Source organism: Pseudomonas sp. D4002 (assembly GCF_013385665.1).
Lineage (GTDB): Bacteria > Pseudomonadota > Gammaproteobacteria > Pseudomonadales > Pseudomonadaceae > Aquipseudomonas.
Map to the genome: position 1 here is coordinate 1 of NZ_JACAPN010000020.1, position 18,692 is coordinate 18,692.

Genomic DNA, 18,692 nt, shown 5'->3' on the forward strand with positions numbered 1-18,692 from the left:
AACTCCTTCTGGGCTTCGATGACCTGAAGCAACTCGCTGCCGAAACCTACATAACTCTTTGTTTACCAAGGAGTTTTCCGTTTCGACTGCGCCGGAAGTGGGGCGAATTATAGACTTCCAGAATCTGCCGTCAAGGGTTAATTACGCTTTTGTTGCAGAAGATGGTTTTTTAGCAATAAGACGGGGAATTCGGCGCGTCACCGGTGGTATACGCAGGACCAGAAGCACCCCCCCTATAGATGCATAGATAGCCCACTCCTTCAGATCTGCCCGCACGATCCACAACATATGCAGCAAACCAAGCCCGAGAATCACGTAAACCAAACGATGCAGTTTCTTCCAGCGCGCACCAAGGCGACGCTGACTGTATCGGTTGGAGGTGACTGCCAGCACCAATAGAGAAAGGAATCCCAACGTACCCACAATAATGTAAGGCCGCTTCCGTAGCTCAACCCCCAACTGCGACCAATCCAACCCAAGGATAAACACGCAGTAAGCAGCGAGATGCAAAACCACATAGGCAAAGCACCACAATCCCAGTTGCCGTCGCACGGCGACCCACCCCGCCCAACCACTGAGCTTCTGCAACGGTGTCATACCCAGGGTTATTAACAACAGAATCAAGGTGCCAAGCCCGAGCCGATCCATCAGCACCTTGCCCGGATCAGGTCCCAGCGCAAAGCTCCAGGCCTCGTACAGCCAGAACAGCGGCCACACCGCCGCTGCTATAAAGACGCCGATGCGCCAGATCGGATAGCGCATCAATAGTTCTTCCGCAGATCGAGGCCCGTATAAAGAGAGGCGACTTCATCGGCGTAGCCGTTGAACATTTGTGTCTCACGCACATTGGGACTGAACAGCCCGCTGGGCAACCGCCGCTCCCGCGCCTGGGTCCAACGCGGATGGTCGACGGTAGGATTCACATTTGCGTAAAACCCATACTCACTCGCGGCAATACTTTGCCAGGTGGTTTTCGGCTGCTCGCTGACCAGGCTGATGCGTACGATCGACTTGACGCTCTTGAATCCGTACTTCCACGGCACCACCAACCGCAACGGCGCGCCGTTCTGGTTCGGCAGCTCCCGCCCATACATGCCCACCGCAAGGATCGCCAGGGGATTCATCGCCTCATCCAATCGCAGCCCTTCTACATAAGGCCAGTCGATCAAGGCGAAGTTGGACCGCTGCCCCGGCATGCTCTTGGGGTCCTGCAGGGTTTCAAAACGAATGTACTTGGCGTTCGAGGTCGGCTCGACGTGCTTGAGCAGTTCCGATATAGGGAACCCTATCCACGGAATGACCATCGACCAGGCCTCTACACAGCGCAGTCGATAGATTCGCTCTTCCAACTGATAGGGCTTCATGAAGTCTTCAAGCGCATAGCGCCCAGGTTTGGCGACCTCACCATCTATCACCACACTCCACGGCTCAGTCTTCAGAGACCCGGCATTGGCTGCAGGGTCGCCCTTATCCGTACCGAACTCATAGAAGTTGTTGTAGTGGGTTGCGTCCTTGAAAGGGGTGATGGCCTCGTCCTTGACGGTAATCGCCTGCCATTTGGTACCCGGGAGCTTTTCGGCAAACCAGCCAGGTGCATTGCCCGGCTCGACATCGGCATAACGTGCCGCATCATCCGCACTGGCCCAACGCGGCAGGCTGCTGGCAGCCAGGCCGGCAAGCGCACCACCGAGCAAGCTGCGGCGAGAGAAATAGAGGGATTCAGGCGTGACGTCCGATTCTTGGCAATCAGACGCTTTAGGAAACTTGATTAACATGGCAACTCCGCAGCTTTGGAGGACAGATGCACCAATAGACTGCGGAGTATGGGGGAAATTACATTAAGGCAACGTTTTGCGCTGACGAAGATGCAGCAAGTACTGCACCGGACCAGACGCGGCATAGACGAGGAAAGCCAACAGCAGGATTCGCGGCGGATCACTGAAGACCACGGCAAATACCAGCACCACTGCCAGGATGGCCACAAACGGCACGCGCCCCTTGAGGTCCAGCTCCTTGAAGCTGTTGTACTTGATGTTGCTGACCATCAGCATGCCGGCCGCCGCGACCATCAAGGCCACCAGGAACGACATCTTGGAACCCTGGATACCGTAGTCGCTGAATGCCCAGACAATACCGGCTACCACACCCGCCGCAGCCGGACTGGCCAAGCCAATGAAGTAGCGCTTGTCGGCAGTCCCCACCTGGGTATTAAAGCGCGCCAGACGCAATGCCGCGCCCGCCACATAGATGAAGGCAACCATCCAGCCAACCTTGCCCATATCACCCAGCGCCCAGGCAAATGCGAGCAACGCCGGCGCCACACCGAAGGCAACCATGTCCGACAGCGAGTCATACTCGGCGCCAAAGGCACTCTGGGTGTTGGTCATCCGCGCAACCCGGCCATCCAGGCCATCAAGGACCATGGCGACGAAGATCGCTATCGCGGCAAAACCAAAGTACTTGCTGGCCCCGGCCGCATCGCCGGCCGCCAACGCACTCTGGGCACTCATGGAATTGATGATGGAGTAGAACCCCGCGAACAGGTTCGCAGTGGTGAACAGATTGGGCAGAAGATAGATGCCACGATGCCGGACTTTACGGCCTTCAGCATCGTGCCCTTCTTCGACATGTTCATCGATCGGTAGCAGGCTTTCGGCGTCAGAGGCCTGGTTTGGCTCTTCGGGACGTTCGCTCATGGACTTTACCTTGCAACGGTGTGAAAAATTTCGACAGAAACTTGCGGCGAGTGTTCGCCCGCAAACGATGCAGCTTTATACCAGAACCTGCCCCGCAAACGAAAAAACGCGGCCTAAGCCGCGTTTTCCCTTGATCCGTACGACTTAGTTTTTGGCTTTGTCGACGATCTTGTTGGCACCGATCCACGGCATCATGGAGCGCAGTTGCTCGCCGATGATCTCGATACCGTGAGCGGCGTTGTTACGACGCTTGGCGGTCATCGAAGGGTAGCCGGTTGCACCTTCGCTGATGAACATTTTGGCGTATTCGCCGTCCTGAATACGTTTCAGGGCGTTGCGCATGGCCTGACGGGACTCGGCGTTGATCACTTCCGGGCCAGTCACGTACTCGCCGTATTCGGCGTTGTTGGAGATCGAGTAGTTCATGTTGGCGATACCGCCTTCGTACATGAGGTCAACGATCAGCTTCAGTTCGTGCAGGCATTCGAAGTAGGCCATTTCTGGCGCGTAGCCAGCTTCAACCAGGGTTTCGAAACCGGCTTTGACCAGCTCAACGGTACCGCCGCACAGAACGGCTTGTTCGCCGAACAGGTCGGTTTCAGTCTCGTCCTTGAAGGTGGTTTCGATGATGCCGGTACGACCGCCACCCACGCCAGCAGCGTAGGACAGTGCGACGTTCTTGGCGTTGCCCGAGGCGTCCTGGTAGATCGCGATCAGGTCAGGGATACCGCCGCCTTTGACGAACTCGGAGCGCACGGTGTGGCCCGGTGCTTTCGGCGCGATCATGATCACGTCGAGGTCGGCGCGCGGCACAACCTGGTTGTAGTGGATCGCGAAGCCGTGGGAGAAGGCCAGGGTGGCGCCCTTCTTGATGTTCGGCTCGATCTCGTTCTTGTACAGCGCGGACTGGAACTCGTCCGGGGTCAGGATCATGACCAGGTCGGCAGCAGCAACAGCAGAAGCAACGTCAGTCACTTTCAGGCCGTGGGCTTCAGCCTTGGCAACAGTGGCCGAGCCTTTGCGCAGGCCAACGGTCACGTCAACGCCGGAATCTTTCAGGTTGCACGCTTGGGCGTGGCCCTGGGAACCGTAGCCGATGATGGCGACTTTTTTGCCCTGGATGATCGACAGGTCACAATCTTTATCGTAATAAACTTTCATGAGGTTCCTCTATATATCCAGGCCGTTTAAGGCCATTCGCTAAATTTGAGTTAGATGCTGAGTACTTTGTCGCCACGAGCAATCCCGGTGACGCCACTGCGTACAGTTTCCAGAATCGAGGCCGTCCCGATCGACTGGATGAAGCTGTCCAGCTTGTCGCTTGTACCGGTCAGTTGAACGGTATAAACGCTGGCGCTCACATCGACGATCTGCCCGCGATAAATGTCGGTAGTGCGCTTGATCTCGGCCCGTTGTGCCCCCGTAGCCTTGACCTTGACCAGCATCAGCTCACGCTCGATGTGGGCACTTTCCGACAAGTCGACCAGCTTGACCACTTCGATCAGCTTGTTGAGGTTCTTGGTGATCTGCTCGATCACCTCATCATGGCCAACGGTGGTCAACGTCAGACGCGACAAGGTCGGGTCTTCGGTCGGCGCCACCGTCAGGCTTTCGATGTTGTAGTTGCGTTGCGAAAACAGTCCGACCACACGTGACAGAGCGCCCGGTTCGTTCTCCAGAAGCAGGGAGATAATGTGCCGCATGATTAGGTACGCTCCGTCTTGTTCAGCCACATATCGCGCATGGAGCCGTCTTTGATCTGCATCGGGTAGACGTGCTCGCTGGTGTCGACCTGAATATCGAGGAACACCAGGCGGTCCTTCATGGCGAACGCCTCTTCCATCATCGGCTTCAAATCCTTCAGATCGGTGATGCGCATGCCGACATGGCCATAGGCTTCAACCAATTTGACGAAGTCAGGCAGAGACTCCATGTAGGAATGGGAGTGACGGCTGCCGTAGCTCATGTCCTGCCACTGGCGAACCATGCCCAGTACACCGTTGTTCAGGCAGACGATCTTCACCGGCAAGCCATATTGCAGGCAGGTCGACAGTTCCTGGATGTTCATCTGGATACTGCCTTCGCCGGTGACGCAAGCAACGTCGGTGTCCGGGAAGCTCAGCTTCACACCCATGGCCGCAGGGAAACCAAAGCCCATCGTGCCCAGGCCACCGGAGTTGATCCAGCGGTTAGGCTTGTCGAACTTGTAGTACTGCGCCGCGAACATCTGGTGCTGGCCCACATCGGAGGTCACAAAGGCATCGCCCTTGGTCACTTCGCACAGGGTTTCGATCACGGTCTGTGGCTTGATGACGCTGCCATCACCCTTGTCGTAAGGGAACAGACCGCGATCACCGCGCCACTCGTCGATCTGCTTCCACCAGCTGGCAACGGAATCCTTGTTCGGGGCTTCGCCGATTTCCTTCAGCGCAGCGACCATTTCGGTCAGCACGCTTTCCACAGGACCAACGATAGGCACGTCGGCCTTGATGGTCTTGGAGATGGATGCCGGGTCGATATCGATGTGGATGATCTTGGCATTCGGGCAGAACTTGCTCGCGCCATTGATCACCCGGTCATCGAACCGCGCACCGACGGCGAGGATCACGTCAGCATGGTGCATGGCCAGGTTGGCGGTGTAGCTGCCGTGCATGCCGAGCATGCCGACGAACTGACGGTCCGAACCCGGGAACGCGCCAAGGCCCATCAAGGTGTTGGTGACTGGCAGGTTGAGCAGCTTGGCCAGTTCGGTCAGCGGTGCAGAACCGCCGCCCAGAATCACCCCACCACCCGAGTAGAGCACCGGACGCTTGGCCGCCAACAGCATTTCTGCCGCCTTGCGGATTTGCCCCGAGTGCCCACGAACGGCCGGGCTGTAGGAGCGCAGCTTGGCTTTCTTCGGGAAGATGTATTCGAATTTTTCCGCCGGGTTGGTCATGTCTTTCGGGATATCGACCACTACAGGACCCGGGCGACCGGACTGTGCGAGGTAGAACGCCTTCTTCATGACTTCCGGGATTTCCGAGGCATGCTTGATCATGAAGCTGTGTTTCACGATCGGCCGGGAAATACCGATCATGTCGGTTTCCTGGAATGCATCGGTACCGACCATGGTGCTCGCCACCTGGCCAGAAATGATCACCATCGGGATGGAGTCCATATAGGCCGTCGCGATGCCGGTAATGGCATTGGTCGCGCCAGGGCCGGAAGTCACCAGTACCACACCGGCTTTACCGGTGGCACGGGCGTAACCGTCAGCCATATGGGTAGCAGCTTGTTCGTGGCGAACCAGGATGTGGGTAACAGCCGGTTCCTTGAACAGTGCGTCGTAGACATGCAGCAGAGCACCACCTGGGTACCCGTAGATATAGTCGACGCCTTCGTCACGCAAAAAGCGGACGAGCATCTCACCGCCAGATAAAAGCTCCACGTTGTTCACCTCTAAAACGCCAGAATACCGTCCGTTAAAAACCGACGGGTCTTAATAGGTTTACTTCTCAGCAGAGCATGAGCGACGGTGGTCGCCGACTACGTCAGCACTGACTGAGCAAGTATTGGGAGCGTCCCAAGTGTTGCGGGATTTTCCCACCCAGCGCGAGGTAACGCGTTGCGGGTGTAACAGGTCGGCGCGGGTATGCGCCTCATGATCTGCTGAGTGGGTCTGCTTCTGGCAGTCCCTCTACAGCGGACTTTGGATTCTTCTGTTTCAGCCCCTCCAAGTCAAGCAATAATTGCGCTTTTTTCCAACTAAGCGCATGAGAACGTAGAAGAAAGGGGCTTGAGGAGGGATAAAACTCGCCTGAATGGCGCAAAGCGGTAGAAATATGCGCAAGACTGCCGGAAAAACCGGCAGCCAGGCAATTAACGAGCGTCGACGATCAGTTGATCGAACTTTTTCAGCGCAGTCCGCAGGCCAAGGCTCTCAAGTGGCCGATCGGCGTAAACCATCTCGGCCATCTCCAGAATCCCCGACGCATTGGGCAATGGCAGGTCCTGTTCGAGGATTTGCTTCATCCGTGTCAGGAAAATCCATTGCAGCCACTGGTGAAAGTCCAGTTTGTCGACGGAAAACGGCTCAACACTGCTCAAGGCTTCAGCACTGGGGGACACTTCGTCCCACCAGCCCTGCAAGCGCAGTTCGCGCTCGATCAACAACAACAACTGTTCGGCAATCGCCGGAAAGCGTGCATCCATCAGAGGCTTACCTTGGCTTTTTGCCGAGCCTGGGCGGCGCCGGCAGCATCGCCTTGCTTCTCGCGGGCATCACCGATCAAGCTCCACAGGCTGGCCTGCAGGTCTGGACGGCCATTGGCCAGGGTCAGGCCGCGACGGGCAAATTGTTCAGCTTGCGGGGCATCGCCCTGGGCCATGCGAACCTGAGCCAGGCGGTATAGCACTTGCGGTTCACGCGGTGCAACGCGCTGGGCGCGCTCGAGGCTCGACGATGCGCCGTTCAAATCGCCACCCGACTGCTGCTGTTGGGCAGTGGTGAGCAACGCCAGAACCGGGCCATCCAACTGCTCATCGGCTGACAGACCGCCGGCACTGCTGGCGGAAGGAATTCCACTCGGCGTCGACGGCATGTTGTAGGTGCCCTGGTTGATCGGTGCCGTTTGAATCGGCGTGGCGTCGATCGGGCCCGATGTACTTGGGCCTGGGGTCCATGGTTGAGTACTGATCGGAGCCGAGGTGGCAGCGCCGCCACCCGGGATCATCACCACTACACCAGAATCCTGAGGCACGGCTTGCGCCTGGGGCCGGGCCTGGGCAGGACGGTTGGTAACGGTTTGGCGGAAGCCGCCGTTGGCCGAGATCCGGTCGTTGTTGGACACCGTTGTACTGGAGTCCACCACCGGAATAGAGCCCCGCTCCACGCTGGCGCAACCACCGAGCAATGCCAACACTGTAATAGCTGGAATCAACAACTTGTTCACGTGAAACCCTCTTTGCTTAATTCATCCAGCCCTTGACCCAATCCATCACCGATTCAGCACTGGCGGGCGCACTGGCTCCGCAGGCTGCACCGGGTGGTGGCTCGCTGCCGCGAATATACGGCATCTGCACCGCGCCCGGACAGTTGGCATCGGAACCCTGGCCGGTGTGCGGATCGATCCAGGCCTGGACAATATTGTCCGGCTGCGGCATGTTCAGCGGCAGTGGATCGGCCTTTTTCATGAAACTGGTCCATACCTGCAACGCGCCGGTGGCACCGGTAAACGGCGTCTTGCCGTTGTCATCACGCCCCAGCCAAACTACTGCCAGCAGGTCCTGGCTGAACCCTGCGAACCAGCTGTCCCGCGAATCGTTACTGGTACCGCTCTTGCCAGCCAGTGTCAGGTTGGCCGGCAGCACGTTGTAGGCCGAGCGCCCGGTACCTTCGCGCATCACGCGCTGCATGGCGTTCTGGATCAGGTAGATCGAGGCCGGGTCAAAGCGTTGCTGAATCTGGAACGGATAACGCTTGAGCGGTTCGCCTTCGGCCGTCAACACGCTCCGGATCCCACGCATCGGCGTATTGAAACCACCGTTGGCCAGGGTCTGGTACATGGTCGCCACTTCCATCGGACTCATCGCGCCCGCACCCAACAGCATCGATGGGAACGCCGGGAACTCACGAGTGATGCCCAACCGGCCGAGCGTCTTGAGCACGTTCGGCACGCCCAGTTCAAGGCCGAGGCGGGAAGTCGAGATGTTGTAGGAATGCGCCAAGCCCTGGTACAGGAAAATCGTACCGTGGGAGCGACGATCAAAGTTATGCGGCGTCCACATCTGGCCATCAGCCCCTTTGACCGACAGCGGGTCATCGGACAGCCAACTGGTCAGCGTGTACTTGCTCGGTTTTTCCAGCGCGGTCAGGTACACCGCCGGCTTGACCAGCGAGCCAATCGGCCGCACCGCGTCCAGCGCCCGGTTGAACCCGGCAAAGCTGGCCTGGCGACTGCCGATCATGGCCTGGACTTCGCCGGTTTCCGGGTTGGTCACCACCATCGCCGCCTCGACGTCGTCAGAGCCTTTACGACCTGTCAGGCGTTTGAAGGTGTCATTGACCGACGCTTCGGCCTTCATCTGCAGGATCGGGTCGAAACTGGTGAAGATCCGCAGGCCTTCTTCGGTCAAGTCTTCGTCGCGGTAGTCTTCACGCAGTTGGCGTTTGACCAGGTCGATAAAGCCCGGGAAGGAGCTGTCGGCGAGCTTGCCGCGGGTGGTTACACCCAGTGGCATTTTCTTCGCGGCGGCCACTTGTTCAGGGGTGGCGACACCTTGCTGCTCAAGTACATCCAGCACCAGGTTACGGCGCTCCAGCGCCCGCTCCGGGTTGCGACGCGGGTTGTAGTAGGACGGCCCCTTGACCATGCCCACCAGCAGCGCCACCTGGTGCAACTTCAGCTCGGACAACGGCTGGCCGAAGAAGAACTGGCTGGCCAGACCAAAACCGTGGACGGCACGCTGACCGTCCTGGCCAACGAATACTTCATTGAGGTACGCCTCAAGAATTTCCTGCTTGCTGTAGTGCAGCTCCAGCAGCATCGCCATCATGGCTTCGGTCAGCTTGCGGGTCAGACTGCGCTCGTTGGTCAGGTAGAAGTTCTTGACCAATTGCTGTGTCAGCGTACTGCCGCCCTGGGTCATCTTGCCGCCGGAGGTGTTGACCCAGATGGCGCGCGCGATGGACTTCGGTGATACGCCCCAGTGGCTGTAGAAATCCCGGTCTTCGACGGCGATCAGAGTATCCAGCAGGTAAGGCGGCACCTGATCGATCTTGATCAGGATGCGGTCTTCCAGGTTTTTCGGATAAATCCCACCGATCATTAAGGGTTCCAGGCGCACCACCGGCAACTTCGAGCCGTTGAGCGAGGACAGTTCGGCTACGTAGTCGCCAGAGAAACGCACGCGCACCGGCTGGGGTTTTTCCAGGCCTTCATAGAACTGGAAGCCGCGGGTGTTCAGGTCAACCGTGTTGCCGCTGACGGCAGCGGCGCCGGGGCCATTGCTCACGGGTTCGCGGCGATAGCCCAGGGCATCGAGCTCGGTGAGGAAGTCATCCTTGCTCAGCTTCTGGCCGCTGAACAGTTCCAGCGGGCGCGCGTAGACCTTGGCCGGAATGGTCCAGCGCTTGCCGGAGAACTTCTCCTGGACCACGGCATCGAGGTAAACCGCGAAGCCGGCGATCACGACAAGCCCTACCAGGCTGAGCTTAAGCGCCCAGCCCAGCCAAGGGCGCAGGCCGCGGGAAGGAGGTTTTTTACGGGAACGGGGAGATCGGGTACGAGTCATGGCGGCGGATTATACGCACTTTATTGATGACCAACATGAGCCGGACAGCGGTTTGCACGACCGCCTGTAGGAGCCATAATGCCCGCCATGAATTTTCCCAGACTCTGAAGGATCGCCCGTGAGCCAGTCCCTGATTGCTGCCCTGCAAAACCCGGCCCTGTTTCCCCATCCGGTGGATCAGTTCCAAGTCATCGAGACCCATATTTCCTGGGTCCTGCTCACTGGGCCCTATGCTTACAAGATGAAGAAGCCGGTGAATTTCGGTTTCCTCGATTTCACCACCCTGCAAGCCCGCGGACACTTCTGCAATGAAGAGCTGCGCCTCAACCAGCGCCTGACCGATGATTTGTATCTTGAAGTGTTGCCGATCACCGGCAGCGCCGAGGCACCGCAGTTGGGCGGCGACGGTCCGGTGGTCGACTACATGCTGAAAATGCGCCAGTTCCCGCAAAGCCAACTGCTCAGCACTCTGCAGGCCAACGGCGAACTGACCAGCGCGCACATCGACGAAATGGCCAGGCAGATCGCGCATTTTCACCTGAATGCCCCGAAAGTGCCGGCCACTAACTCTGCTGGCACGCCGCACGATGTCATGGCACCGGTGCTGCAGAACTTCGAGCAGATCCGTCCGTTCCTCAGCGACAAGGCCGACCTGGCACAACTGGACGCCTTGCAGGCCTGGGCCGAAAGCAGCTTCGAGCGCCTCAAGCCACTGTTCGAACAACGCAAGCTCAATGGCTTCACCCGTGAATGCCACGGTGATATCCACCTGGGCAACGCCACGATGATTGATGGCCACGTGGTGATCTTCGACTGCATCGAGTTCAACGAGCCGTTCCGCTTCACCGACGTGTATGCCGACACCGGCTTTTTGGCGATGGACCTGGAAGACCGCGGCCTCAAGAGCCTGGCACGACGCTTCATCAGCCAGTACCTGGAGCTGACCGGCGACTATCAAGGCCTGGAAGTACTGAACTTCTATAAAGCCTACCGCGCGCTGGTACGCGCGAAGATCGCGCTGTTCAGCATGCCTTCCGAGGCGGATGCGGTGCAGCGCGCTACCACCCTGCGCCAGTACCGCAACTACGCCAACCTGGCAGAAAGCTACAGCACCATCCCATCGCGCTTCCTGGCCATCACCCATGGGGTATCGGCCGTTGGCAAAAGCCATGTATCCATGCGCCTCGTAGAAGCATTGGGGGCGATTCGCCTGCGTTCGGACGTAGAGCGCAAGCGCCTGTTCGGCGAGCAGAAGGTCGAGAACACGCCGCAGGCCGGGATCTACGCCGCAGACGCCAGCGCCGCGACCTACGCGCGCCTGAACGAAATCGCCGACACCGTACTGCGCGCCGGTTTCCCGGTGGTATTGGACGCGACCTTCCTCAAGCGAGAACAACGCGACGCGGCGGCCAAGATCGCCGAGGCCACCGGCGCGCCATTCCTGATCCTTGACTGCAATGCGCCACAGGCGGTAATCGCCGCTTGGCTGGCACAACGTCAGGCGGACAAGAACGACCCTTCCGACGCCACCCTGGCCATCATCGAAGAACAGCAGGCCACCCGTGACCCGCTCAGCGCCGAGGAGTTGCTGCTCAGCAAGCGCGTGGAGACCAATGAAAGCGGGACCCTGGACGCATTGGTGGCACATATACGCCAGCGCCTGCCGGGGCTGTAAGAAATATTTCTTGGTCGTGCAGCCTTCCGGGGCTCACGGCCGAGAAATAGTGGCACTATAATGGCGCCATAATTCCAACACGGGAGTCGCCATTGTGAGCCAGCCGAAGCTACTTGATACCCCGCTGTACGCGCTTCTGCATAAAGATGATATCCGCGGCTTCAACCAGGAGCGTCCGAAAGACGGCACCATCGATATGCGCGGTGGCGACTTTCGCGGCCTGGACCTGCGCGACCTGAATGCCGAGGGCGTCGATTTCACCGACGCTTATTTCCGCTCCGCCGACTTGCGCGGCCTGGATTTGCGCGACTGCCCCCTGGAAGGCGCGAGCCTGGCGCATGCCCAGATCTCCGGCACTTATTTCCCCCCTGAGTTAAGCGCCGATGAGATCCTGATGTCCGTCAATTTCGGCACACGCCTGCGCTACCGCACTCGCTAAACCGCTACATCGGCTCCCGGCTACGCACAGGGCGTACCGGGGGCTTCACCCTTTCCTACGCTAAAACCCCCGCCTGCCTTAGAAGCTTTTAGGTCGTTGCCGACCAAAGAACTACGCTTTTCCTACTGAGCGCTACACTCCTTTCAGGCTTGCCTGGTCACGATACCCACCGAACCATTCGGCCGTCGCAAGGAGGCTTGATGAATGATGAGCTGCAACACCTGAAAAACCTTGGCAAGACGTCGGCGCAATGGCTGCATGCGGTGGGCATCCACAGTGCGTCCGACCTACGCCGCCTGGGGGCAGTCGACGCGTACCGTGCCGTACGCACCCGCGGTTTCAGGGCATCCAAAGTGTTGTTGTATGCCATTGAAGGCGCGCTGATGGATGTGCACTGGAATGACATTCCCGTTGAACGCAAGGAAGCTTTAAATCGTCAGCTGGACGCTCTGACGGCACGCCAAAAGAATTGAGATGCCAACTTGCACCCGCGTTTACGGGGATTCCAAGCAGAAGTTTGAGGAAATTCGAAGAGGCCGCAAAAACAAATGTTGACTCTCAAATGAGAATCGTTATGATTATCACAACTGGTCGCGAGATCAGCCGATAACTGAAAGACCATTGGTTCGGACTCTCAGATTATCTCCTCATCAGGCTAATCACGGTTATTTGACCCGGCTCTTGCCGGGTCTTTTTTTGCCCATAAAAAACTGCGGCGATTTTCAGCGGGCAATGATCAACGGATGGCCGCGCTCCGGGTGCGGCTGCACCAACACATCCAGCCCGAATACCGCCTTCAGCGGCTCAGGCCGCAACACCTGTGCCGGTGTGTCCAACGCATGGGGCCGGCCATCCTCCAGTAACAGGATGCGATCACAGTAGCGCGCCGCCAGGTTCAGGTCGTGAAGGATCACCAGCACAGCCGCGCCACGGTCGGCAAAGCGGCGGATCGCCTGCAAGGTGGTGTGCTGGTGCAGCGGGTCAAGCATTGATGTCGGCTCATCCAGCAACAAGGTCTGCCCCGCTTCACCCGGCCATAGCTGCGCCAGCACCCGTGCGAGGTGCACACGCTGCCGCTCGCCGCCCGACAACGCCAGATAGCTGCGCCCGCTCAAGTGGCCGACGTCGGCAGCCTGCAAGGCAGCATTGATGATTTCATCGTCACGCACCCGGCCCGTCTGATGAGGCAAGCGCCCCATGCCCACCACCTCTTCGACGCGAAAGGCAAAGTCCAGGGTCGAGGTCTGCGGCAACACCGCCAGGCGCTGGGCACGCTGCGCTCCGCCCCAGTCCTTCAACTCACGCTGATCCAGCCACACACGGCCTTGGTCGGGCTGCAACTCGCCGCATAACGCACCGAGCAATGTACTTTTTCCCGCGCCGTTGGGGCCCAATACGCCGAGCACTTCTCCTGGCAGCAGGTCCAGGGTGATGTCCGCCAGAACAGTTTTGCGCCCACGGCGGATCTGCAGGTCTTCTACTCGCAGCATCAGGCGCGCCCTCGTAACAACAGGTAGAGGAAAAACGGCGCACCGATAAACGCGGTAACAATGCCGATCGGTAATTCCGCCGGCGCCAAGGCCAGGCGCGCCACCAGATCGGCAAACAACAGCAAACTCGCCCCCGCCAGCACCGAGGCTGGCAGCAGCACCCGATGATCCGGCCCCGCCAGCAGGCGTACCAGATGCGGCACCACCAGCCCGACAAAGCCGATCATCCCCGCAGCCGCCACGGCCGCGCCCACGCCCAGCGCGGTGCAGAACACCAGTTCGCGCTTGAGGCCTTCAACATCAATGCCCAAGTGACTGGCTTCCGACTCACCCAGCAGGAGTGCATTCAGCGCCTTGGCCCGGCGCGGCAGCCACAGTGCTACGCCGGCGCTGACCAGCAGCAGCGGCCATAAGCGCGAGTAGCTGGCGCCATTCAGGCTGCCCAGGTTCCAGAACGTCAGGGTGCGCAAGGTAGCGTCATCTGCCAGGTAGGTGAACAGGCCCACCGCCGAACTGGCGAGCGCCGTCAGGGCGATACCCGCCAGCAACATGGTCGCGACGTTGGTTTGGCCGTTGCGCCGCCCCAGGCGATAGACCAGCGCTGTTACCCCCAAACCGCCGAGGAAGGCACACAACGACAGCAGATAAGGCCCGAGGGCATCCGGCAAACCGCCAAAAAACGAACCACCGACAATCGCAATCGCCGCGCCCAACGCTGCACCGCTGGAAACCCCGACCAACCCGGGATCAGCCAAGGGGTTGCGAAACAGCCCCTGCATTGCAACGCCGGAAAGCGCCAGAACCCCACCGACGGCCAATCCCAGCAACGTACGCGGCAGGCGAATCTGCCCGAGGATCAGCTCCGCCTGCTCCAGGCCTTGGGCCTCGATTGGCACACCCATCAAGCGTAAGGCTGCCCGCAGTGTGTCCATTAACGGCAGACTCACCGGCCCCAGGGCCAATGACAACCAGATCGCCAGTACACACAGCAGACTCAAGCCGATAAACAGGGTTCGCGGTTTAACCAGAGTGGTCATGGGGCGGTATTAGCCTGAGACGGATAGAACCCGGCAGACAGCTTCACCAGGCTTTGCGGCAAGCGTGGCCCAAGCCCACCCACCAGCAGCGTCGGGTCCAGTTCATAGACGCGTCCATTCCTGGCCGCTGGCGTCGAAGCCAGGATCGGGTTTTCCTTGAACAACGCGGCGCGGGCCGCATCCCCGGTCAAAGCGCGATCGGCAAACACCAGCACCTCAGGATTGAGCCCCGCCAGCGACTCTACGGAAAACGGCTTGTAACCATCGTGGGTCGCCAGGTTGTGGCCGCCGGCCTGCTGCAACATCCAGTCAGCCGCCGTGTCTTTGCCCGCAATCAGCGGTTTGCCGCCGGCATGTCCCAGCAGCAACAGCACTCCAGGCGCCTTTTGAGTGGCCTGGGCCTTGGCCACCCAGTTCTTTTGTTGGTCAAGTTGTTGCTGATAGTCACTGAACAGTTCTGCAGCCTTCGCTTCGTTACCCAGCAGCTTGCCCAAATGCTGAAGGTTGCCCTGCAGCGTCGGCAGATCCGGCTCGGCTGAAAACAGCTCCACTTTCACACCGGCATTGCGGATTTGCGCCAACACCGGCGGCGGCCCCATTTCCTCGGTCCCCACCAGGATTTGCGGGCGCAGGCTCAGAATGCCTTCCGCCGACAACTGACGCTGGTAACCAATGCTCGGCAACGCCTTGAGGGATTCCGGATGCTGGCTGGTGGTATCCACGCCCACCAGCTTTGACTCACCGCCCAGGGCCGTCACCCATTCCGACAACGCACCACCGGCGCTGACCCAGCGTTGTGGCAGTTCAGAGGCCTGGGCCCCAGCGTTGACCAGCAGTCCGACAACGAGCGCGATAGCACTGGCACTCAGGCGCATAAAAGGGTTTCCTTCCAAGGGGTGAGCCCGCTGAAACACTCGCAATGTGACAGATCAAGGCTGCCCGACATCGTACAGAGCGCCCAGTCAGCTTACGGGCGAAGCCGGCATTTGATAATTGTTTGCATTTGCACGTCAAGCACCGGGCTCTGCGGCAAAAACCAGGATAGCCTTACAGCCCGCAAACGGCGGCACTTAAGGATCGATATGAAGTTTCTCTGCGCCTCCAGCGAACTCGCACCCAACGCCAGCCTCGGTTTCGATATCGACGGCCGCAAGCTGTTTGCCGTGCGCCGCGAAGGCATTGCCTACTTCTATATCAACCGCTGCCCACATCGCGGGGTGCCGCTGGAATGGCAGCCGCACCAGTTTCTCGACCCCAGCGCCAGCCTGATCCAGTGCGCCACCCATGGCGCGCTGTTCCTGATCGAAAGCGGTGAGTGCGTCGCCGGCCCTTGCGCCGGCCAGAGCCTGACAGCCCTGCCCGGCCGCGAGGACGAACAAGGCCTGTGGGTACAACTCTAGTCGCCGAGCAATACTTCCAGCCGGCGATCGACGCAGATTTCCTCTGACGTCACTCGCACGCCATAGGCCAGCACCTCGACGCCCGCCGCCTTGGCCTCACGCAACGCCGCCGCATAACCGGCATCAATTTCTTCGGCAGGACGCACCGCATCGATCCCCGAGAGGTTGACGCAGTACAACTGCACTGCCCGTACACCCTCACGCGCCAGATGCGCCAGCTCACGCAGATGCTTGGCACCGCGCTGGGTCACGGCATCGGGAAACGCCGCCGTCGAGGTCCCGTCAAACCCGAGGGTGACGCTTTTGACTTCGACATATGCCGCGCCCGCCGGGTAGTCCAGGCGGAAATCGATCCGGCTGTTTTCCTGGCCGTAGGCGACTTCGCGTTTCAAGGCGGTAAAGCCATTGAGCTCGGTGATGACCCCCGCGCGCAGCGCTTCTTCAACCAACTGATTGGCCCGCGCCGTGTTCACACACGCCAGGCGCCCTTGTGGGGTTTCGCTGATTTCCCAGGTGCCTGGCAGCTTGCGCTTGGGGTCATTGGAGCGGCTGAACCAGACCTGGCCACCTTCCACCATGCAGTTGAACATCGAGCCGGTGTTCGGGCAGTGAATGGTCAACAACTCGCCGGTAACGGTTTCGATATCGGCGAGAAAACGCTTGTAGCGGCGGATCAGCCGGCCTTCTTCAAGGGGAGGATTAAAGCGCATCAGCCTTGCCAACTCCGCAGGCCGCGGGCAATCCGTTCAACGGCTTGCTGTAGGCGATCAAGGTTTTGCGTGTAGGCAAAACGCACATGGTGACCGGCTTGATAACGGCCGAAATCCAGGCCCGGCGTGAACGCAACGTGCTCGGTTTCGAGGAAGTGCCGGCAGAACGCGAAGGCATCGCCGCCGAATGCGCTGATATCGGCATACAGGTAGAACGCGCCTTCCGGCTCCACGGCAATACCGAAACCCAACTCGCGCAACGCTGGCAGCAGGAAGTCGCGACGCCGGCCAAACTCGGCCCGGCGGTCTTCAAGAATGTTCAATGTTTGCGGGGTGAAGCAGGCCAGGGCCGCATGCTGGGCCATGCTCGGCGCGCTGATGTAGAGATTCTGCGCCAGTTTCTCCAGCTCACCCACCGCAGCAGGCGGCGCCACCAGCCAGCCCAGGCGCCAGCCGGTCATTCCGAAATACTTCGAAAAACTATTTAGAACGAAGGCTTCATCGTCGACTTCCAGCACGCTGACGGCATCGGTGCCATAGGTCAGGCCGTGGTAGATCTCATCCACCACCAAATGCCCATTGCGCGCCTTGATGGCGCTCGACAACCCCGCCAACTCGTCCCGCGTCAGGATGGTGCCGGTAGGGTTGGCAGGCGACGCGACCAACGCGCCCACGCTGTCCTGATCCCAATGGCGCGCCACCAGGTCGGCGGTCAGTTGATAACGCACCTCGGGGCCGACCGGGACCAGTTGGGCCGCGCCCTCCACCAGCCGCAGGAAGTGGCGGTTGCAGGGGTAGCCTGGGTCTGCCAGCAGCCAGTGCTTGCCGGGGTCCACCAGCAGGCTGCTCGCCAGCAACAAGGCTCCCGAGCCGCCGGGTGTAATCAGAATTCGCTCGGGATCGATGCTCAACCCGTAGCGCTGCTGGTAGAAACCGCTGATGGCTTGCCGCAACTCCGGTAGCCCGCGGGCCGCGGTATAGCGGGTCTTGCCATTGGCCAGCGCCGCCTGCCCGGCCTTGATGATGGGTTCGGCGGTGGTGAAGTCCGGCTCGCCGATTTCCAGGTGAATCACGTCGTGACCGGCGGCCTGCAATTCATTGGCCCGCGCCAGCAACGCCATGACATGGAAAGGTTCGATAGCGCGGCTGCGCGCACTGTAGGGCTGAGCCATTAGCCTTCCTTAACTCTGAGGACAAACCCCGATTCTACCCAACCCGCCGCGCAAAACCTGCTCTATTGCCCCAAGACATGTAGCAAGCACGGCAAGCAACTACCTGCAAAACAGCTAAAATCAACATTCGAGACCGTACAAGCCCGCCCTGCTGGGGCCTGCGGCGGTTTGCAAGCCAAAGGAGACGGTGCCTCGACAACCGGGAGTGGCGCACCCCGAATCTATCTGGTAAGTTCGCCCGCTTGCAGCCGCAGGGCCGGCAGGTGTCGGTGATGTTGCAATCCTGCGCAATGGATTAGAAGAGTGAGAGGCGGTCCATTCATGCCCACCCAAGCAAAGCAACAGAGCATCAGCGGCTTCCAACCCTACGTCGAGGCGAAGGGTGAGGAATACATGGGCAAGCCCATGCGCGAACACTTCTCCAAGATCCTGAAGCAGTGGAAACAGGACTTGATGCAAGAGGTTGACCGTACCGTTGACCATATGAAGGACGAAGCGGCCAACTTCCCGGACCCGGCAGACCGTGCCAGCCAGGAAGAAGAGTTCGCCCTTGAACTGCGCGCCCGTGATCGCGAGCGCAAGCTGATCAAGAAGATCGACAAGACCCTGCAACTCATCGAAGACGAAGAGTACGGCTGGTGCGAGTCCTGCGGCGTCGAGATTGGTATTCGCCGCCTGGAAGCGCGTCCTACTGCCGACCTGTGCGTGGACTGCAAGACCTTGGCTGAAATCAAGGAAAAACAGGTCGGCAAGTAATCATTGCCGGGCTGAACAAATGGGGCGTGCGAACGCCCCATT

The 18,692-nt window shown here is 59.7% G+C and carries 19 protein-coding genes; 5 read left to right on the top strand and 14 right to left on the bottom strand.

Annotated elements, in window-relative coordinates; translation table 11 throughout:
- Positions 1–141: 141 nt before the first annotated feature.
- The 9 genes from msrQ to mrcB form a co-directional block, all read right to left on the bottom strand.
- A complete protein-coding gene (gene msrQ / locus HX824_RS14265; RefSeq protein ID WP_177054698.1) occupies positions 142–762 on the bottom strand; it encodes a protein-methionine-sulfoxide reductase heme-binding subunit MsrQ in 621 nt (206 codons plus the stop codon).
- Positions 762–1,775, bottom strand: a complete 1,014-nt coding sequence (gene msrP, locus HX824_RS14270) for a protein-methionine-sulfoxide reductase catalytic subunit MsrP (protein ID WP_003212121.1) — start codon at positions 1,773–1,775, stop codon at positions 762–764. The genes msrQ and msrP overlap by 1 nt, the downstream gene beginning before the upstream one ends.
- Before the next feature lie 63 nt (positions 1,776–1,838).
- Entirely contained in the window at positions 1,839–2,696 is an 858-nt protein-coding gene (gene pssA, locus HX824_RS14275; RefSeq protein ID WP_003212123.1) for a CDP-diacylglycerol--serine O-phosphatidyltransferase, read from the bottom strand.
- A gap of 144 nt (positions 2,697–2,840) precedes the next feature.
- Positions 2,841–3,857: a ketol-acid reductoisomerase gene (ilvC, locus tag HX824_RS14280; protein ID WP_003212125.1), complete on the bottom strand. Its 1,017-nt coding sequence runs from the start codon at positions 3,855–3,857 to the stop codon at positions 2,841–2,843.
- Positions 3,858–3,907: 50 nt separating this feature from the next.
- Positions 3,908–4,399, bottom strand: coding sequence for an acetolactate synthase small subunit (gene ilvN, locus HX824_RS14285; RefSeq protein ID WP_003176102.1), 492 nt, complete (start codon positions 4,397–4,399; stop codon positions 3,908–3,910).
- Between the two features lie 2 nt (positions 4,400–4,401).
- The gene (locus tag HX824_RS14290) at positions 4,402–6,126 is read right to left on the bottom strand and encodes an acetolactate synthase 3 large subunit (RefSeq protein WP_008436892.1); all 1,725 of its coding nucleotides are present in this window, start codon (positions 6,124–6,126) and stop codon (positions 4,402–4,404) included.
- A 431-nt stretch (positions 6,127–6,557) separates the two neighbouring features.
- On the bottom strand, positions 6,558–6,890 hold the full coding sequence (locus tag HX824_RS14295; RefSeq protein ID WP_177054699.1) for a YqcC family protein: 333 nt from the start codon (positions 6,888–6,890) through the stop codon (positions 6,558–6,560).
- Positions 6,890–7,630, bottom strand: a complete 741-nt coding sequence (locus HX824_RS14300) for a M48 family metallopeptidase (RefSeq protein ID WP_008436887.1) — start codon at positions 7,628–7,630, stop codon at positions 6,890–6,892. Before HX824_RS14300 ends, HX824_RS14295 begins: the two co-directional genes overlap by 1 nt.
- A gap of 16 nt (positions 7,631–7,646) precedes the next feature.
- Positions 7,647–9,971 carry a penicillin-binding protein 1B gene (gene mrcB, locus HX824_RS14305; RefSeq protein WP_102604517.1) on the bottom strand — a complete coding sequence of 775 codons (2,325 nt, stop codon included), beginning with the start codon at positions 9,969–9,971 and terminating at the stop codon, positions 7,647–7,649.
- Between the two features lie 118 nt (positions 9,972–10,089).
- On the opposite strand from mrcB, the gene HX824_RS14310 reads away from it, so the two are divergent.
- The 3 genes from HX824_RS14310 to HX824_RS14320 all read left to right on the top strand — a co-directional run bounded on the left by HX824_RS14310 (position 10,090) and on the right by HX824_RS14320 (position 12,558).
- Positions 10,090–11,646, top strand: coding sequence for a bifunctional aminoglycoside phosphotransferase/ATP-binding protein (locus HX824_RS14310; protein WP_003212136.1), 1,557 nt, complete (start codon positions 10,090–10,092; stop codon positions 11,644–11,646).
- 94 nt (positions 11,647–11,740) lie between these two features.
- Entirely contained in the window at positions 11,741–12,085 is a 345-nt protein-coding gene (locus tag HX824_RS14315) for a pentapeptide repeat-containing protein (RefSeq protein ID WP_008436884.1), read from the top strand.
- Between the two features lie 200 nt (positions 12,086–12,285).
- Positions 12,286–12,558: a TfoX/Sxy family protein gene (locus tag HX824_RS14320; RefSeq protein WP_003212140.1), complete on the top strand. Its 273-nt coding sequence runs from the start codon at positions 12,286–12,288 to the stop codon at positions 12,556–12,558.
- Positions 12,559–12,807: 249 nt separating this feature from the next.
- Here the strand turns inward: HX824_RS14320 and HX824_RS14325 are convergent, their stop codons facing one another.
- Genes HX824_RS14325 through HX824_RS14335 form a run of 3 tightly spaced genes read right to left on the bottom strand, consistent with a single transcriptional unit; the run spans position 12,808 to position 15,487 of the window.
- Entirely contained in the window at positions 12,808–13,575 is a 768-nt protein-coding gene (locus tag HX824_RS14325) for a heme ABC transporter ATP-binding protein (RefSeq protein ID WP_003212142.1), read from the bottom strand.
- Positions 13,575–14,612, bottom strand: a complete 1,038-nt coding sequence (locus HX824_RS14330; protein WP_003212144.1) for an iron ABC transporter permease — start codon at positions 14,610–14,612, stop codon at positions 13,575–13,577. The genes HX824_RS14325 and HX824_RS14330 overlap by 1 nt, the downstream gene beginning before the upstream one ends.
- Positions 14,609–15,487 carry a hemin ABC transporter substrate-binding protein gene (locus tag HX824_RS14335; RefSeq protein ID WP_177021517.1) on the bottom strand — a complete coding sequence of 293 codons (879 nt, stop codon included), beginning with the start codon at positions 15,485–15,487 and terminating at the stop codon, positions 14,609–14,611. The genes HX824_RS14330 and HX824_RS14335 overlap by 4 nt, the downstream gene beginning before the upstream one ends.
- Positions 15,488–15,694: 207 nt before the next feature.
- On the opposite strand from HX824_RS14335, the gene HX824_RS14340 reads away from it, so the two are divergent.
- Positions 15,695–16,012 carry a Rieske (2Fe-2S) protein gene (locus HX824_RS14340; protein ID WP_003212149.1) on the top strand — a complete coding sequence of 106 codons (318 nt, stop codon included), beginning with the start codon at positions 15,695–15,697 and terminating at the stop codon, positions 16,010–16,012.
- Here the strand turns inward: HX824_RS14340 and sfsA are convergent.
- Together sfsA and HX824_RS14350 are read right to left on the bottom strand one after the other, a co-directional pair.
- Positions 16,009–16,722 carry a DNA/RNA nuclease SfsA gene (gene sfsA / locus HX824_RS14345; RefSeq protein ID WP_003212151.1) on the bottom strand — a complete coding sequence of 238 codons (714 nt, stop codon included), beginning with the start codon at positions 16,720–16,722 and terminating at the stop codon, positions 16,009–16,011. The two genes, HX824_RS14340 and sfsA, sit on opposite strands and share 4 nt — an antisense overlap.
- Positions 16,722–17,894: a pyridoxal phosphate-dependent aminotransferase gene (locus HX824_RS14350; protein ID WP_177054700.1), complete on the bottom strand. Its 1,173-nt coding sequence runs from the start codon at positions 17,892–17,894 to the stop codon at positions 16,722–16,724. Before HX824_RS14350 ends, sfsA begins: the two co-directional genes overlap by 1 nt.
- A 321-nt stretch (positions 17,895–18,215) precedes the next feature.
- Between HX824_RS14350 and dksA the strand changes: the two genes are divergently transcribed.
- The gene (dksA, locus tag HX824_RS14355) at positions 18,216–18,650 is read left to right on the top strand and encodes an RNA polymerase-binding protein DksA (protein ID WP_003212154.1); all 435 of its coding nucleotides are present in this window, start codon (positions 18,216–18,218) and stop codon (positions 18,648–18,650) included.
- Positions 18,651–18,692 lie beyond the last annotated feature (42 nt).

Excerpts from the sequence above, each read along its gene's own strand:
- HX824_RS14295 (WP_177054699.1), bottom strand. The coding sequence starts at position 6,890 with ATGGATGCACGCTTTCCGGCGATTGCCGAACAGTTGTTGTTGTTGATC.
- HX824_RS14330 (WP_003212144.1), bottom strand. The coding sequence starts at position 14,612 with ATGACCACTCTGGTTAAACCGCGAACCCTGTTTATCGGCTTGAGTCTG.
- pssA (WP_003212123.1), bottom strand. The coding sequence starts at position 2,696 with ATGAGCGAACGTCCCGAAGAGCCAAACCAGGCCTCTGACGCCGAAAGC.
- msrP (WP_003212121.1), bottom strand. The coding sequence starts at position 1,775 with ATGTTAATCAAGTTTCCTAAAGCGTCTGATTGCCAAGAATCGGACGTC.
- HX824_RS14320 (WP_003212140.1), top strand. The coding sequence starts at position 12,286 with ATGAATGATGAGCTGCAACACCTGAAAAACCTTGGCAAGACGTCGGCG.
- sfsA (WP_003212151.1), bottom strand. The coding sequence starts at position 16,722 with ATGCGCTTTAATCCTCCCCTTGAAGAAGGCCGGCTGATCCGCCGCTAC.
- mrcB (WP_102604517.1), bottom strand. The coding sequence starts at position 9,971 with ATGACTCGTACCCGATCTCCCCGTTCCCGTAAAAAACCTCCTTCCCGC.
- HX824_RS14340 (WP_003212149.1), top strand. The coding sequence starts at position 15,695 with ATGAAGTTTCTCTGCGCCTCCAGCGAACTCGCACCCAACGCCAGCCTC.
- HX824_RS14325 (WP_003212142.1), bottom strand. The coding sequence starts at position 13,575 with ATGCTGCGAGTAGAAGACCTGCAGATCCGCCGTGGGCGCAAAACTGTT.
- ilvC (WP_003212125.1), bottom strand. The coding sequence starts at position 3,857 with ATGAAAGTTTATTACGATAAAGATTGTGACCTGTCGATCATCCAGGGC.
- msrQ (WP_177054698.1), bottom strand. The coding sequence starts at position 762 with ATGCGCTATCCGATCTGGCGCATCGGCGTCTTTATAGCAGCGGCGGTG.
- HX824_RS14335 (WP_177021517.1), bottom strand. The coding sequence starts at position 15,487 with ATGCGCCTGAGTGCCAGTGCTATCGCGCTCGTTGTCGGACTGCTGGTC.
- dksA (WP_003212154.1), top strand. The coding sequence starts at position 18,216 with ATGCCCACCCAAGCAAAGCAACAGAGCATCAGCGGCTTCCAACCCTAC.
- HX824_RS14350 (WP_177054700.1), bottom strand. The coding sequence starts at position 17,894 with ATGGCTCAGCCCTACAGTGCGCGCAGCCGCGCTATCGAACCTTTCCAT.
- ilvN (WP_003176102.1), bottom strand. The coding sequence starts at position 4,399 with ATGCGGCACATTATCTCCCTGCTTCTGGAGAACGAACCGGGCGCTCTG.